This window comes from Bdellovibrio sp. ZFWA1, from assembly GCF_056175665.1.
In genome coordinates, this window is record NZ_JBJKJH010000003.1 from 130,852 (window position 1) to 147,531 (window position 16,680).

14 protein-coding genes are annotated in these 16,680 nt (G+C 42.9%); 9 read left to right on the forward strand and 5 right to left on the reverse strand.

Annotated features, from left to right (window positions below):
- Positions 1-31 precede the first annotated feature (31 nt).
- From AC04MN_RS14470 to AC04MN_RS14490, 5 genes are read left to right on the forward strand one after another with little or no spacing between them, the layout of a single operon-like run.
- Positions 32-1,321 carry an enoyl ACP reductase FabMG family protein gene (locus AC04MN_RS14470; protein ID WP_475383926.1) on the forward strand — a complete coding sequence of 430 codons (1,290 nt, stop codon included), beginning with the start codon at positions 32-34 and terminating at the stop codon, positions 1,319-1,321.
- Positions 1,322-2,161: an MBL fold metallo-hydrolase gene (locus AC04MN_RS14475; RefSeq protein ID WP_475383927.1), complete on the forward strand. Its 840-nt coding sequence runs from the start codon at positions 1,322-1,324 to the stop codon at positions 2,159-2,161.
- Between the two features lie 2 nt (positions 2,162-2,163).
- Positions 2,164-3,315, forward strand: coding sequence for a phospholipase D-like domain-containing protein (locus AC04MN_RS14480; RefSeq protein ID WP_475383928.1), 1,152 nt, complete (start codon positions 2,164-2,166; stop codon positions 3,313-3,315).
- Positions 3,316-3,362: 47 nt separating this feature from the next.
- Positions 3,363-3,989, forward strand: a complete 627-nt coding sequence (locus AC04MN_RS14485) for an ATP/GTP-binding protein (protein WP_475383929.1) — start codon at positions 3,363-3,365, stop codon at positions 3,987-3,989.
- Positions 3,986-5,845 (forward strand): hypothetical protein, encoded by a 1,860-nt coding sequence (locus AC04MN_RS14490; RefSeq protein ID WP_475383930.1) that lies wholly within the window; start codon positions 3,986-3,988, stop codon positions 5,843-5,845. Before AC04MN_RS14485 ends, AC04MN_RS14490 begins: the two co-directional genes overlap by 4 nt.
- Before the next feature lie 34 nt (positions 5,846-5,879).
- On the opposite strand, the gene AC04MN_RS14495 is transcribed toward AC04MN_RS14490, so the two are convergent.
- The 3 genes from AC04MN_RS14495 to AC04MN_RS14505 form a co-directional block, all read right to left on the reverse strand.
- A complete protein-coding gene (locus AC04MN_RS14495; RefSeq protein WP_475383931.1) occupies positions 5,880-7,829 on the reverse strand; it encodes a response regulator in 1,950 nt (649 codons plus the stop codon).
- A 77-nt stretch (positions 7,830-7,906) separates the two neighbouring features.
- The gene (locus tag AC04MN_RS14500; protein ID WP_475383932.1) at positions 7,907-8,377 is read right to left on the reverse strand and encodes a hypothetical protein; all 471 of its coding nucleotides are present in this window, start codon (positions 8,375-8,377) and stop codon (positions 7,907-7,909) included.
- Positions 8,378-8,410: 33 nt separating this feature from the next.
- Positions 8,411-10,240: a SpoIIE family protein phosphatase gene (locus AC04MN_RS14505; protein ID WP_475383933.1), complete on the reverse strand. Its 1,830-nt coding sequence runs from the start codon at positions 10,238-10,240 to the stop codon at positions 8,411-8,413.
- A gap of 108 nt (positions 10,241-10,348) precedes the next feature.
- Between AC04MN_RS14505 and AC04MN_RS14510 the strand changes: the two genes are divergently transcribed.
- Complete coding sequence (locus AC04MN_RS14510; protein WP_475383934.1) at positions 10,349-12,523, forward strand: FecR domain-containing protein; 2,175 nt, start codon at positions 10,349-10,351, stop codon at positions 12,521-12,523.
- Positions 12,520-14,445 carry an ATP-binding protein gene (locus AC04MN_RS14515; protein WP_475383935.1) on the forward strand — a complete coding sequence of 642 codons (1,926 nt, stop codon included), beginning with the start codon at positions 12,520-12,522 and terminating at the stop codon, positions 14,443-14,445. Before AC04MN_RS14510 ends, AC04MN_RS14515 begins: the two co-directional genes overlap by 4 nt.
- Before the next feature lie 3 nt (positions 14,446-14,448).
- Here the strand turns inward: AC04MN_RS14515 and AC04MN_RS14520 are convergent, their stop codons facing one another.
- Together AC04MN_RS14520 and AC04MN_RS14525 are read right to left on the reverse strand one after the other, a co-directional pair.
- On the reverse strand, positions 14,449-14,853 hold the full coding sequence (locus AC04MN_RS14520; RefSeq protein WP_475383936.1) for a response regulator: 405 nt from the start codon (positions 14,851-14,853) through the stop codon (positions 14,449-14,451).
- A 99-nt stretch (positions 14,854-14,952) separates the two neighbouring features.
- A complete protein-coding gene (locus AC04MN_RS14525) occupies positions 14,953-15,816 on the reverse strand; it encodes a ChaN family lipoprotein (RefSeq protein WP_475383937.1) in 864 nt (287 codons plus the stop codon).
- Positions 15,817-15,955: 139 nt separating this feature from the next.
- Here AC04MN_RS14525 and rpmG point away from each other — a divergent pair, with 139 nt between their 5' ends.
- Together rpmG and dcd are read left to right on the forward strand one after the other, a co-directional pair.
- Positions 15,956-16,135: a 50S ribosomal protein L33 gene (rpmG, locus tag AC04MN_RS14530; protein WP_142696808.1), complete on the forward strand. Its 180-nt coding sequence runs from the start codon at positions 15,956-15,958 to the stop codon at positions 16,133-16,135.
- On the forward strand, positions 16,135-16,671 hold the full coding sequence (gene dcd, locus AC04MN_RS14535; protein ID WP_475383938.1) for a dCTP deaminase: 537 nt from the start codon (positions 16,135-16,137) through the stop codon (positions 16,669-16,671). The genes rpmG and dcd overlap by 1 nt, the downstream gene beginning before the upstream one ends.
- Positions 16,672-16,680: the final 9 nt, after the last annotated feature.

A 16,680-nucleotide genomic window follows, 5' to 3' on the forward strand; every position in this document is an offset into this window, starting at 1 on the left:
TCATTTCAGAACATTTTCCCTAAGGAGGCTTATGCAAAATTATTTTCCTCTCAGACAAAAACCCTCGTTAGCACCCTATAAAAAAGGGGATGTCTTGGTCCTTTTCGGAGAACTATTTTCTCGAGGCTACGCAACGGGGCTCGTTGAAGAAGCTGAAAGAATTGGCATGACAGTTATCCGTGCAACTGTGGGGCGTCGGGACAAAGATGGCCAACTGCGATCTTTAACAGACGAAGAGATGGCTCAAATTCCTCAGCCATTTATTAATATCCCTCTAGAGGCGGGATTTGATCTTGAAAAGGATGACAACGGAGTCTGCCCTGTTGATCAACTTAAAGAAGCTAAACTAAGTAATTGGGAAAACTGCAAACTCAACTTTCAATCAATCGAGAACTCTCGTCAAAAGGGCCTCGAGCGATTTAAAAAACAGGTTGCTCAATACTTGGTCGAACTAGAAAAACATATTCCAGCTGGCGCAAATGTTCTTTTCGCCCATCTTATGGCAGGTGGCGTACCAAGAGCTAAAATCGTAATGCCGGTCATGAACTGGGTCTTTAAAGGCACAGGTGATCGTTATTTAGCCTCAGAAAAATTTTGGCAAAGTGATATTGGTCGCCTTTGTGAGACGAGTTTTAACGAAGTGACTGCCGATACCTATCGCCATCTTATTGAACTCTCTGGCCCACTTCGTGAAAAGCTTCAAATGTCTGGTTCTCATGTTAGCTATGTAGCCTATGGGTATCACGGGACTGAGATTGAAATTAACGGAAAAATTCAATGGCAAACTTACTCACCATACATTCAAGGTTGGGCCAAGAAACGCCTAGAAAATATCTCGTCCGAATTTTTTGCAAAAGGAATTTCCTCGTGCGTTTACAACTGCCCCGAGATTTTAACTAACTCGAGCTCTATTTTTCAAGGAGTGGAAATCCCTCTCTATCCCCTCATTTCTTTGCTTTCAAAAGAAACTCAAAATCCGAAGGCACAAAAAGTATTAAAGGATTGCCTCGCTCTTCTTAAGGACGGAACGGGCGTTGATGATATTATCCAAATCACGGATGGTTATTTTAATACTCCAGTGACTAAAGAGTACTGCTCATTTGATAAATGGCCACAGCATTCCAGCAAAGAACAAATGGAAGAGATGCTCATGCGTTCAGAGCAACTTTATGCACTTCACAAAGACGAAAAGCAGTTGATCACCTCTGTACTCTCTGAAGTTGTCTTTTCGGCATGCGGATATGTTATGATACACAGCTCTTGGAAGCCAGAACAGCCCTATGCTTGGATCAACCACGATTTAGTGACAAAGGCCTTTTAAGTGTTTCAAGTCGGAGCCCCTTGGAGTTTCAATTCTTTGAAAGTAGAGGGGCTTTCCCTTTCAGGAATTCGCACGGCCTTCGCAATTCCTGAATGGAGCCTAGGTTTTGATGTAGCCCAAGGTTTTCCTTTTTCCTTTAATCTGCGCCATATTTTTATTTCGCACGCACATATGGACCATGCTGCGGGTATTCCCTATATTATTTCTCAAAAAGCAATGAATAGGCAAAACCCAGCTCAATTCTACCTCCCAGCAAGCCAATGCGAGGGATTGGATAGAATAATGAAGATCTGGCAGGAACTTGAAGGACATCAATATGCTTATCACTTTCATCCCGTAACTTCGAAATTCCAGGTCGAAATAAACAAACAACTCTTTGTAAAATCCTTCAAAACAGTTCATCGCATCGAGTCGTACGGTTATACTGTATTTGAGCGGAATCACAAACTTCGTCCCGAGTTCGCACATCTAAACTCTCACCAGCTGGTAGAACTAAAAAATAAGGGTGTCGTTCTGCAGGACGAAATAGAAACACCGGTATTTTCATTTACGGGGGACACACAAATCGAGTTCCTCGATCAAGAAGATTGGATCAGAAATTCAAAAGTTCTTTTTCTTGAAGCTACTTATTTAGATGATAAAAAGAGCGTACAACATGCCCGAGACTGGGGCCACACTCATCTTGATGAAATTCTTCCTCGACTGCCCGAGATTAAATCTGAAAAAATTGTTCTCATCCATAGCTCCAGCCGCTATTCTTGGAATGAAGCGCAATCCATCCTAAAAGCAAAAATACCATTAAATGAACAAGAAAGGGTTGTGCTTTATCCTGGAAGGTAAGCATGAACGCCAGCTGGACTAAAATCAATTTTTATCACTCTGGTGACGAGTATTTTCGTTCAATCGTCGACGGCGTTCGACGAGCAAAAAAATCAATCCTTATCGAAAGCTATATTTTTTCAGTGGATCCCATAACCAATATTCTACTGGAAGAACTTCGCGCCGCCGTCGCGCGCGGAGTTCAAGTTCAACTCATCATAGATGGTTTTGGTAGTTACTACTGGATAGACTCCTTAAAAAATATCTGCCGAAAAAACAATATCCCTTTACGAGTGTATCATCCCCTCCCCCGCAACTTTCGCTGGTTCCAGCTTTTCTCTATCAAACATCTTTTGCGATTTTCAAGCCTGGTTCGTCGACTCAATCGACGCAATCACCGCAAAATTGTATGTATCGATGACGAACTCTTATGGGTTGGAAGCCTAAATTTAACTCAGGAACACTCTGAATCCGTGATGGGAATTAAAGCTTGGAGAGACTCTGCTGTCCAACTAGAGGGCTCCTCCGTGGAATTAGCTATCCGGGCCCACAATCTAACTTGGAACGATGCTGGTAAAGAGCGCCTCTTTCAAAGGCTACTGGGGCTGGCAAAACAGCGAAAACCTCTTTTGCCAATGGATGCATTAAGGATCAACTACAGCCAAAAAATGCGTTATCGGTTATACAAAGACTTAATAAAAAGAATCAACTCTGCTCAATCCAAAATTTCGATTACCTCTGCCTATTTTCTGCCAAAAAGATCCTTTCTTAGGGCACTAAAAAAAGCAAAACAAAGAGGATGCGAGATTCAAATCATTATACCTGGTCCTTCGGACGTGCCCTTAGTCAAAATGGCTTCCTATAACATTCTCAAGTGGTTAACCAAAAACAATATTGAGGTCTTTGAGTTTCAAAATCGAGTCCTCCACGCGAAATATATGCTGATCGACCAATGGTCTAGTATCGGATCGAGCAATCTAAATCACCGCTCTTTCCTTCACGATCTCGAAATTGAGGCTGTTCTCACTGATTCTGACAGCATCGAACATCTCAACAATCAATTTCAACTAGACTTAAGAAGTTCTCTACAGATCAAACTCAGCGACCTAAAAAAAATGCCCTGGGGCTATCGCTTCTTCGCACGTATCGCCTTTAGCATTCGTTATCTTTTGTAAATTTAAAGCCATTTGACCTCGATGCTTAAACAACGCAAAATATTGTTATGAAATCGATCAAAATTGCCATTACCGGTGGGCCTTCGGGCGGAAAAACAACCCTTATCGAAGCCTTAAAAAAAGAGCTAGGCCCTCGCTGCGCTATAGTCGCTGAGGCTGCCAGTATATTATATCGCGGTGGATTCCCACGATCCAAAGACACCGAGGGGTTAGTTCACGTACAACGAGCTATCTATTACACCCAAAAAGAACTTGAAGCCTTAATTGCCCATCAGTCTCAGGCCCCCCTTTTGGTTTGTGATCGCGGATCTTTGGATGCGATTGCCTACTGGCCTCTTCCTAAAGAAGATTTTTTTACATCAATGGGCACTGATGAGGCCTACGAACTGAGTCGTTATGATTGGGTTTTGCACTTAGACACAGCTGCCGCCGATTTTTACGACACCTCAAATCCAATTCGCACCGAAAGCTTTCAAGAAGCGCAGGCGCTTAACGAAAGAATCAAAACCGCTTGGAGCCAACATCCTCGCCGAATTGTCATCAGCCAAAATCGAGACTTCTTGTCAAAAATGACGACCTCTTTAGCTGTCATTCGAGCTATAATGAATGCACAAGACCCCCACAAGGCGTCGCAGGAAATCGCAACATTAATGCATCCAGGAGATTCACAATGAGTCTGCTACGGCTAACTTCTTTAGCATTAGCATTGAGTTCAACAAGCATCATCGCTGGAACTGCTTTCGGACAATCTGAAACTGCCCCTAAGGAAGTGGCATCTCCTGAATCACAAGCAGTCAAACCTTCTTCTTCAGCAAAGACTTCATCGACCAAACCACTATTATTTCAAGCCAGCAAAAATGGCTTACAGGTACTACCCCAACGATTCGAATACACACTGATCGACTCATCGACACTCCGAATCGGTGACATCATGATCAACTCAAAAGAAATGTCCTTCGATATCGTCACAAATAAAAACAATCAAAAACAGCTTGTCTTTAAATGGCCCGCGGCCCTTTTATCTGAAGGAAGCATCGTACTTAAGAATAACAATGGTAAAGCTATTTACTCTTCAGATTTCAACGAACAAAAGATAAAAAAAGTAAAAAGCTCCACGGAACTTTCAGAAGAAGATAAAAACGAAAATTATCGAACTGACATCGCACAGTTTGTTTCAGAGCCGATTGAAAAGTCATTATTCGATGACATGAAATACTTCCCCTTCATGAGTATCTGTGTTTTTCGAGATAGTGAGGAGACTCGAACATCTCTGTGTTCAAATGAGCTTTACCTAAGCTCTGACAAAGGACAGCTGGTTATTAAATCCCGAGCCACTACTTCAAAGATGTCCTTCGTCGAAGTGAATGGCAAAGTCGTTGGCAATCAAGGTATCATATTCTTGAACGACCGCTCGGAAAATATTGAATTTCGCACCCAGATGGAGTCCGGGGCAAGCCTCGAGATTTCCACTCGCTTAAAAGAAGTGGACTTCAAAGATATCGTCTTAGACGATGATGGAAAGCGCATTATTCTGACTGCCAAAGGAGCCGATCCCGTCCATGAAGACAAGGTTCGCCGGCTGCCCAATGGTGACTGGCAAACTCGTCTTTCACAAAGTAGACCCCAAGTATGGCTCAAAGGCGACGGAGACATACCAATGCGCCAAGAGTTTTACATTCGCAGCATCATTCCAAGCGAAGGTGATCGAGCCTATGTTTCCGCGAAAACTCAAGACCGCATCTTTGGATCTAGAACCAAGGTTCAGGGCATCAGCAGACCGGATGTTCAAGTTAGCTCTTTTGACGAAACTTCATCCATCGAACCTTCTGGAAAGTCGAATCAATTTATTTGGACGGTCAGCGATCTTCCATCAGGAGTTGAAACTCGACGCTACTTAAATATAAAAAAGGGCGAAAAATCATTCATCGGCGGAATGGATTTCCTGCGCGGCACCCCTTACCTCCTCCGCATCGGTACTTCATTCAACTCTCCAAACGGACAAGTCCTTGGACAAATCGGACTGACTTGGTGGCTTGAAGATTTTATGACAAGCAACTCCAGCTGGGCTAAGTTCCACTGGGGGACTGCTCTTGAACATGAGCTTCAGGCTTCTAAAAAAGCCGACGACACCAAAGTTTCTTCCTCAACCATTCATTTACTGTATCGCCTAAAAGCGGGTTTTCCTTACGTTGAAGATACCTGGGGGCTTGGGCTGAACTATAAAGCACTTAGCATAGGAAGCGCTAACCTAGGGCTCTTTGGATTTCGCTTCTTTGGAATCCAGCAAATGCCGTCGTCGTTTAAAAAATGGGCTCAATTATATGAACCCCGCTTCGATTATTATTTAGGGGGCAACTCTCAAGGAGTTAAAATTGAAAGCGCGATGGATGCACAGATAAAGTTGATCAAACCCCTCAAAGATTGGTGGCACGTCAATTATGGAGTTGGCTACAGCAGTATAAAGACAAAGCCCAATGACTCTAAAAACAGCAACATCAAAATTTTAGTAGAAACTGAGTTTAAGTTCTAAAACTAAAAAGGTCGGACTCTCTCCGACCTTTTTTTTATTTCTTTTTGAAGAATCCTGAGACCACATCCTTCAGATCCATTTTTAAAATATCTTGCTTCTTATTCATATTCTCTAAAAGAGATAACTCCCTTCGAGCCAAAATGAATGAACCGTCTAGTGCTGTACTCTTCTCGAACGATTTTTTAGCACTATTCATATCGCCTTTGGTTTTATAGAACAAACCCATCACAAACGGATATAGACTGTCATATTTTTCTTCCGCTGGTATCTGCGCCAATTCTAGTTCTATTTCCTTCAATTGAGTGGCTTTTTTGGCCGGATCCACCGTCGCTATTTTACTCCAGGCACTATAAATACGCACTTGGAACGCCCCGGGATTCAACTCCATTATATGTCGGATCGCTTCGACCGCCTGAGCATACTTTGAGGTCATTAGATATTGTTTGGCATCTTCCAATAAAGTATTCGCGCGCAGCTTATTTTCGGCCTCACGCTTCGCTTTCTCTTGCAGCATAGCGTTCTTACTCTGCGAATCGAACCCTGTCGAAACCGCTTCCTGTACAATCTGTGAAATCGCCTTCCACGTCGAAGACAGATCTTTATCCTCGGGCTCAACACCTAAAGTCGCCATAAACTCTTGATACATGCTATCGGCACTCTCTAGTGCCATGGTGTTTTGCTCGACATAACTATAAACTTCACGCGAAGACTTATCTTTGATTTGAGCATAAACTTGCTCAAACTGCTTTTTTCTCTCTTCTAATGTCTGGGCAGACATCTTTTGCGCAAAGACAATGTACCCTTTAGTCAATAAAAAGTGCAGAGCTTTAAATAAGGGCTCTTCATTAAATTTTTTACTTTCAATTATCTTTTTAAGGGTCATCTCTTGCTTTTGCAGAAGCTCGGCTAAACCATCCAAAGACTTCACCAAATGCATTTGAAAAGCTGGTGACTCTAAGTTGAATGAGGGCGCGACCTCTATGATATTATCCATCCAGATTCCATACAAAGACTTCAACCACTTAACACTAGTTTTGGAAGCAATCCAATCATGGAGGTAAGATAATAAAGTGTCTGATTCTATATTAGGATAAATCATTTCAGTTTCAGCACTGGCAAAATTAATACGCACTTTTTCTTCGACGATAGTTCGCGACAAGCGAATATTCATCTGTTCTGCTAAAATTAAATCAAAGGCATGGGGGCTCAATTGGTTCTGCATAATTAACTGCTGACCAATTCGACGAGTGCTTTTCTCTCGAAGTGCCGCCTGAACATCTTTGGGTGTAGCATAACCACTCTGGATAAGCATTTCGCCAAGATAAGTTGTTTTATCTTCTGTATCCACTCCGATAATATGCCCATTGCAAAAAGTCACACTCGAAACATTAGAGCTATCATGATAGATGAATAATGTTCCCGAACTATTTGTTTCAACAAGCAATGAGTAAATAAAGGGAAGGTCGTATCCACTGACCTCTTCAATTTCTTCAATAATTTTTCGTTTCTTCCGAGGCGTCACCTTCGGATCCGAAAACATGCCATACAACTTTTTTCGTGCACTGATGTTCACTGACTGCTGTGCTGATTGAGCCCTGACACTTTGTCCTTCAACTTGAACAAGATTTAAAACCTCATTTAAATTAAAAGGCTTTTGAATAAATGCCGCCGCTCGAGTTTTTTTGATCGCCTCGGCAACATAGGCTTTGTCGGTATAAATACCGCTCATCAGATAAATTTTAGCTTTTAAACTAGGAAATTGTGGACGAATAATATTTTCAACGAACTCGGCTCCATTCGCCCCTGGCAGCATACAATCAACAAAAAGACAGTCGAACGAAGTCTTTCCCATTTCCGTGATTGCATCATTGGGCTTAGTCACATGAACGGCAGAAGCTCCCGATCTCTCGAAAGCTTCTTTCATCGCAGCACCTAAACTGCTGTCATCTTCTAAGATAAGAATTTTTATGCCGTTTTTTTCCACTCTTATATTATCGGCACTTTACCCTTAATCTTTTAATCGATTACAAACAAACTAGACCTAAGGATTAAACCCTTAGTTTAGCGCTTTAAAAACTTAAAGTATTTAGCTTCGATAACGTCCATTTCCATTTCGTTGCCGGAGTCATCTTTGACTCCTTCTGGAGGCGTTAATGAACCATCATCAAAATGAGTTCCACGCACAAAAAGAATGTTCTTTTCTGCACCAGAGTCGTCATTATAGTAAGGGACATAAAATGACTGGACCTTGGCCGAGCCGGGAAGAAAACCATCAACCATATTGATCTGATCGACAATCACCTTGGGGCAGTTAATAAATTGAATCGAGGCAGAACCTGCCGTGCCCATCCACTTTATCCACTCTCGAATTCCACAAGAGTTTATGGACTTAATTTGATTCATATCAATATCTACCTGCTGTCCACCGGCTAAACTATACATCGAAAAATCGATATCTTCATCGATAGTTCCACCGATGCTCACATTTAATTTATCACCAGCTTTATTCACTTTTATATCGCATTTTCCCATACGATTCCTCCACCAAGTTATTTAAACTTCAAATTAACTATTCTTAATAACAAAAAAGGTCACGTCATCTATCAATTCAGTACCTTGCCGATGCTCGTTCATCGCGATGACAAATCTTTGAACCCCTTCTTCTGGATTTGGAAAATCTTTGAAGGACTTAATTAGGGTTTTTATAAATTCCCGTTCGCCCCAAGATTCTTTATTTGGGTTTTGAACATCTGGAATACCGTCCGTATAAAAGAAAATTGTGTCGCCGGGCAAAAGATCTACTTCAACCTGTTTGTATTGAGTGTCTCGGGCTTGGCCTAAACGTGGATTATTAACTTCATTTAAAGCCATCAGGTCCTTTTTCTTCAACTCTTGTCCAGAGTTTCTTAAAAGATAGGGCCCTTCATGGGACGCATTTGAATAAGAGAGTTTGCCAGTCGCCGGATCATAACATGCCAAAAAGAACGTCATCATGATGCGCCCTTTTGAAACGTCATAGATCGATCGATTTAATAGTTCCAAACCTTTATCTGGGCCGACATTAAGTGTTTCAATAATCGTTGCAGCGGACTTCGCCGCCGACGTGATAAGAGCCGCTGGAACTCCGTGTCCCGTGGCATCGCCAATCCAAAAAAAGTATTTATCTCCGATTTGACAGTAGTGCCACCAATCCCCACCGCACTCGCTGGCTGGTTCATAGTGACCTGCTATAGACAGACTACCTAGTTGAGCTGTAGTCATTGGGAACAAGGTTTCTTGCACCGTACGAGCTGTCTGGAGCTCATTTTCCATACGCGCTTTTTCGGCCGTTTGCTCTAGCAATCGAGACACTTCGGCTGCCATTAAACTAAAATTATCTGCCAACTCGCCGACCTCATCATTAGAACTGACCTTAACCTGAATATTAAAGTCTCCTTCGGCAACCCGCTTTGTCGCGGCGAACAGAGCTGTCAGCGCAGAGGTCAAAGTATTTGATGCAAACAAACTAATAATTGTTGTAATGGAAACCAAAACTCCAAAAAAGATCAAAGACTTACGAATTAATACAGCGACAGCACCTAAAGCGGTTTCTTTCGCAACCGTTGAAACAACAAATAGATCCGCAAAGCCTGTTTTAGAAAATGAAACTAAAAGCTCTTCCCCTTGAACACTTAACTTTGTCTCGGCCCCCTGAGCCACCCCTCCCGGTTTGCTATTGGCAATAAAGGATGGAGTCACCACGCTTTGGATATCTTGTCCAACGATTTCCTGAGGCCCCAAAAGCACTTTTCCGCTTTGATTAACCAAATACATCTTCTGAGCCGCCTCGGATTTAAACATCTCGGCCAGCTCGTTGAGCTTAATCACAACGAAAAATAAATTCTCGCGCAGAGTTTTTTCATCACGAACCCGCTCAACCAAAAGACCTCGATCGTCTTTAAAAGGGACGCGGAAAAGGCGCTGTCCTTTAGCGGATTCTAAAATTAAAAATTCTTTCTCACTCCCCAGAGCTTTCACCGAAGCGTCAGCTTGTCCTGGCTCTTTCTCTAACACTGCTGCTGACTCAAAGACTCCCGCTTCATTTTTCTTAAATACTGAGATACTTTCGATTGAAAATTCATTTTGAAAAATAGTCTCGCCAACTTGGGTGAATTTCTCTTGATTTAAGTAGTCTTGAAAAATTGGACGGCATGTAGTCAGTGTTGCATTAAGCTGAGTCTTTATCTGCGTCGCCACAGTTCCTGACATGCTTGAGGAAGTGTCAAAAACATAGGCGATTTTATCTTTTTCAAAGATCCCCAGTGCCAAGATCAAATAGGCACTTAAGGTCACTAAAGGAAGTGCCGTTAATAGAATTAGGACTTTGTATCTGATTGATAATCCACGTTTTTTCACGTCTTCATTATGCCTTTTCCGGCCACCGCTGTGTAGTTTCCACTCAACTAATGGTCTTAGGTCCATAAACTCTAAACAGATAAATGCCGAAGAGCCTTAAGGAAAATTATGAAAAACTTTGGAAAAGCAGAAAAAATTATTTTTACAGTCGCTCTTTGCGCACTTAGTGTTTTTTCGTACTTCTTGTACGATGACAGTTTGCTATTTCCAAAATCCAACACCTCAGGTTTAGAACAAATTGGCAGCTTCGTAGTTTCAAAGAACGATGTGCGTCGCAAAAATTCGGACACGTTTAGCTGGATTCCCGCCTCTAACTCGACCTTAGTATTTCAAAAAGATTCGATTTTCACGGGTAGCTCGTCAACGGCCAGCATTCAGCTCAGCGATGGCACAGTCATCAATGTCGAGCCGAACTCGTTGATCACTTTAAATTTAAAGAACGGACAGATGACCTTAGATCTTAAATATGGAGATCTTCAAGCGGAAATCGCGGCCAATTCCAACCTCACCGTTAAGACTGGCGCCGAGGAAACAAAACTTGAAAGCACTTCTCAAAACGAAAAATCTAAAGTCCGCATGAAAAAGGCCTTCAGCGGTCTTAATGTCAATTTAGAATCAGGTAATGCTGCGATCACCGCAAAAGGAACTCGTAAAAACTTAGACCCCAATGCAAAACTTAAAGTCGCCAACAATGGCGATATTAAACCTATCGAAAAGCCTCAGACCGCTATTTTGACTGAAAACATGAAGCGTTGGTTAAAACCGAATCCCGAACAACCCATTCCTGTTCAGTGGCAAACTCAAGGTGCGGTTTCAGGCTACGAAGTTGAACTCTCATTGGATCCTGAGTTCAAGGATTTGCTTGTCACAGAAAAAACCAAAGAGCCTCAGTTCGCATTTTCTAAAACAGACCAAGAGGCCAACTATTACTGGCGAGTTAAAACTTATGATACCACTGGCAACCTAAGTAGCACATCGACGACTCAGCAATTTGCAGTCGAGCTGTTTAAAGCGCCTCAGATAACCAGTCCTTTGCATAACAGTCTAACCAACCTAGAAGTGAAGCCAAATCCAGACAAGTCTGTGACAGCACCCGTACAGCTTACTTGGTCTGCGATGCCTCAGCTGGAAAAATTTGAATATCAGATCAGTCAATCTTCAGATTTTTCTGAACTGATACAAAGCAAAGAAGTCGTTGGTATGAAAGAAGCTATTATCAACGGAATAGCTTCTGGAAAATATTTTGCTCGCGTCAAAGGCTTCTCAGACCAGTTCAAAGTCGCAACTGAATGGTCCGAAGCAGTTCAGTTTGAATTGCAACTCTCCGCCAAAAAGGAACCTCGACCGGCAGCACCAATCTTGGCTCAGAAAAAAATCGAGTTTATCCCACTCCCAGAAAGTGAAAGAACTCCAGCATCTCCAGCAGCTCCTGTGTTGGCTTGGAAACCTATCTCGACAACCAAGGCCTTTAAACTTCAGATCGCCAAAGATAAATCCTTTAAGGACGCCGCCTTTATCGATACAACGTCAACTCAGTTTTCATGGGACGAATTTAGCAAAGGCACCACCTACTACCGAGTCTTCGCAATAGCCCCCAATGGGTTGATCAGTCCGCCAAGCGATACTGGAGAAATCATCGTTGGATTTAAAGAACCTATTTTAGCTCAGCTTAAACGCTTTGAATTGCGCGGACAGAATCCTTCGGACCCAGCTCCACCACAGACTCTTCCCGTTCGATGGAGTTCGGTGCCGACAGCGAAAAACTACCGTCTAGAAATGGCAACGTCCGCGGATTTCGCCAATCCGATCGTTACCGAAGTCGCCGCAACAGAATCGACATATGTCTTAGAAACGCCGGGAAAATACTATTTCCGCGTGAAGGCTCTTGATCAAAAAAATCAAGAACTCACAGGCTATTCGAACCCTCAAGAAACCCTGTTCTCGTGGAAGTCCCCACTGGGTATTCCAAGCCTACGCGAGCCATTTGATAAAGCCTCTATCTTTCTACAAAAAGAGATGGAAGCATTCATATGGCTGGAATGGAAAAAAGTGGAAGGAGCGAAAGCCTACACTCTTGAAATTTCGACGTCTTCAGATTTTTCAAAGCCCTTTATTCGAGCTTCCATCAGCTCAAACCGTTATTTAATTAAAGATCGAATCCCATTAGGAAAACTTTACTGGAGAGTTCGCGCCAACGCCGAAAATAACTCTGAGGATTCCGAATGGACAAAAGGACGAGAGTTTACTGTCCATTCGCAAAAAAATGAGACTTTTGTTAAATGATGACGTACCAGCTGTTTGACACTTTATTAGAACCGGTTTTTATCCTCAATAGCGAGGCAAAAGTCGTCTATTGTAATGAAACCGCTAGCGTGGTTGCCGGCATCTCGGCGCGAAAGATGATTCGTTCAGGGCAGAAGCTTCATGAAATTCTCGTCTTCTCGGAACCCATCGAACAACTTGAAAAACTTCAAGAAGTTAAAGATCCAACCCCTTACCGCGAAATCAACTTTCACAATCAAGAAGGCATAGCGGGAAAGGTACAAATTACGATTCAGCCCATCGCCAATGAATCGACAGAGGATAAATCCCCTCGTTGGATTGTCTTTGTTCGCGATGTGACTTTAGAAGAAAGACTTCAAAAAAAATACCGTGCAGAGCTCGAACAAAAAGAAGAGTTCATCAAACACCTTGAAGATGCCCAGAAGCAACTCAAAGAGTACAGTGAAAAACTTGAAGTTATGGTCGCGGAAAGAACTGCCGAACTTTCAAAGTTAAATCAACTAATGTCCGCGTTACTTGATAGCTTAAATCAAGGCTTCTTTGTTTTCGATCAAAATGGCAAGGTCTTAGAGATTGCCTCCAAAGCCTGCTTCAGCGTCATCGAGTCGATGCCTCAGGGAAAATATATCTGGGATGTTCTAAAACTTCCAGAATCAAAAGTGGAAGGCTTCAAAAAATGGATGACAACTCTTTTCATGGAAATGCTTCCATTCGAAGATCTAGCGCCATTGGGACCGCCAACATTTAATCACAGCCAATCAAAGAATATTCAACTTGAATACTTTCCAATGCGCACTGATGGTAGCATTCAAGGAGTTGTCGTCGTCGCCTCAGATATCACCTCCCTGGTTGAGGCTCAGCACCAAGCCGAGTACGAGAAATCACATGCTCAGCTGATTATTAAACTAATTCGTAGTAAACGGGAAATTTCGCGATTTATTCGCGATGCAGACGAATTGCTAAAAGCCCTGGGTCTAGAATTAGAAAAGCCCGAGGGCCCCGACAAAGAAACTTCATTCCGCTATCTTCATACTTTAAAGGGAGGCGCCGCCACCTTTTCCATTTCAGATATGGCGGAAAGAGCCCATCAAGCAGAGAGTGTTTTGATGGAAGATCCTCGGTCAAAAATTTTGGTTGAAAAAGTGAAAGAGATCGAACTTGCCTATTCAGATTTCGTTGAAGAAGCAAAAGAAATCATCGGCTCCCAAGTTCATTCGTCCGAACGTTGGGTCGAAATTCCTGCATCTGAAATTCGCAACTGGGCCGACTATCTGGCGCAAATACCAGGTGGAAAATCCTTTGCTGCGGAGTTGCGAAATCAATATCTTTCAGAGCCAATTCAAAATTTTTTTTCGCCTTACATCGAACTTTGCCAGCGCATCGCAGAGCAAGAGGGAAAAACACCCCCTGCTGTTTTAATTCACGATAACCATCTTCGTGTGAACCCTGATGTCTATGGTCACTTATTTGCAACCTTTGTCCATGCGTTTAGAAACTCGATGGACCACGGTATCGAAACGCCGGAAGAGAGAGAATCCTTAGGCAAACCGTCAAAAGGGAAAATACAACTGCATTTCAATCTCGAACTCAATGGTCTGTTGCGAATTGAATTTTCCGATGATGGCCGAGGCATCGACCCGTCTAAAATCCGCAACAAGCTTGCCAGCAAAGGCTACGCTCATCAGATGGAAACAGATCTTCAGGTGATTCAGCATATCTTTGATAGCCAGTTCTCAACCAAAGAAGTTCTGACTGAAACATCCGGACGCGGAGTTGGTATGGATGCAATCGCAAATGCAGCTTCGGAAATCGGCGGCAAAGCCTGGGTTGAATCTAGTTTGGGATTCGGCACGACATTGATTGTTGAAGTGCCTTACTTCTTTGAAAAAAAATCGGCGACTGTCAAACCAGCCGCCGCTTAAAGACTATTTGTTATGTTTGGCCCAAGCGGCCTTTAGTTTATCCTCGAAAGTTTTACCCGAAAATGGTTTTACGATGTACTGAGACACTCCAGCCAAAACGGCTTCAGTCACCTGCTCGCGTTCAGATTCCGATGTCAATAACACAAAAGGTAAATTCACAAGATCCGGCACCGCACGCACTTGCTTTAAAAAATCAAGCCCCTTCATCTTAGGCATATTCCAATCGGAAATCACAAGTCCAACGGGGTTTGCCGTCGTCAGACTTTTATTAAGCATATTCCAGCCATCTTCGCCGTTCTCTGCCTCGATCACATTCTTATATCCCATAGTTTTAAGTTGCGTTTTCACCATCTCTCGAATGGATGGCATATCATCAACGACTAAAATAAGAATCTCTGTTGCAAACATCGAATAGGCCCCTAAAAAAAGTAAAAAAAACTCACTCTTATTTTATAAGAGTGAGCGCTAAAGTCACACAGAGGCTTCATTAAGATTCTGAAGTCCAGACTAAGGTTGAGCCTCTTCGACCCAAACATAATCAGCTCGGGGGCCCTCTTCTGCAGAGACAGCCATTTCGTCCTGAATTTCTTCCTCTTCTAATCCCATCGAATTCAATTGCGACCAAGTCCAAACCTTGCCAGGAATCCCGCGGATACGAATACGATCTGGAAGACCGCCTCCATACTGAACGTGAAAATCACCAACTACAATCACCAAAACTTGATCTGGAAAGTTACGAATAAAACGAACAGCGTTATAGGCCATTGTATCATCCCAGATCGACTGCGCTGCGAAGTAACGTTCCCCTGCTTCAACGCTTGGAATATGCGGCATCAAGTCCAAAAAGCGCTTTTTATATGAATCTCGCCCTAACTCGAAGTTCGGCGGCAACATCGAAAGATCATCCCCATCCAAAGACTCTAAGCCCGCCTTTGCCACCTTGGAGGTCAGACTTCGTGGCGCATTCAAAGCAAGTGTTGAAGACCCCTCAGATGAAGCAGGAAATTGCGCCTGGTCACGATAATAAGAAAAAGATGGGCTCCCCCACTTAATTTGCGCCAAAAAATCCGCTTCAGACAGAGTTCCTGCGATCCACTGGTTGACCAGGGGCTGATCAGGGAAATAGAAAAACTCGAGCCCCACCGACACTTTAAGGCCCCTTTTGCGAATTTCGTTCATAATTTCAAGCTGTTGAGCCTGATGAGTTTTGAGGCCATGATTCTCGCCAATAATAACGATATCCCCGGCCTTGAGATCCGGCATGGTATTGCTTAGATTTAGAGCATAACCGCTATTACCTTCAAATATTCCTTGCGCTAAGGCTAAGGGTCCGGCTAAAACTGCAGCGAAGACAAAAACCAGAGATTTCACTGGGGCCTCCTTCAAAGATTTCGAAAAAAACGTCGATTTGTTAGTTGATGTTTTAATACATCTTTGATAGTTTGTCCCCCTTTGAATGGGTATTGTATTAATTTTTATATAATGCAATGCCGTAATAAGGAGCATCCAAATGGCAAAGAAAAGCGGTCGTATCATCATTACTCTTGAGTGCACTGAAGCTCGCGCTGAAGGTAAACCAGTATCTCGTTACACAACGACTAAAAACAAAACAAAGACTCCAAGCCGTCTTGAGAAGAAGAAATACAATCCAAATCTTAAGCGTCACACGATCCACAGAGAAACTAAGTAATGATCCTTACCGATAAGGAAATTCTTGAGTGCATGGAGAAGGGCACCATCAAAGTGGAGCCCTTCAACCGCGAATGCCTCGGGACTAATTCTTACGATGTTCATCTTGGAAAAACCCTCGCTCTTTATAAGGACGGGGTTTTAGACGCGCGCAAGCACAACCTGATAGAGACCTTCGATATTCCGGAGGAGGGTTTTGTTTTAATGCCCGACAAGTTCTACTTGGGCGTGACAATGGAATATACCGAAACTCTAGCTCACGTTCCCTTTCTTGAGGGAAAATCGAGCGTGGGCCGTTTGGGTATCGATATACACGCAACGGCAGGCAAAGGCGACGTTGGGTTCTGTAACTTCTGGACATTAGAAATTTCAGTCAAAGTGCCTGTCAGAGTCTACGCCGGAATGCCTATTGGACAGCTTATCTATTTTGACGTTAAAGGGGATATCCTTACCCCGTACAACTCAAAGAAGTCTGCTAAATATAACGACAAGACACCAATTCCAGTCGAATCCATGATGTGGAAAAATAAATTCTAAAAAATAAAA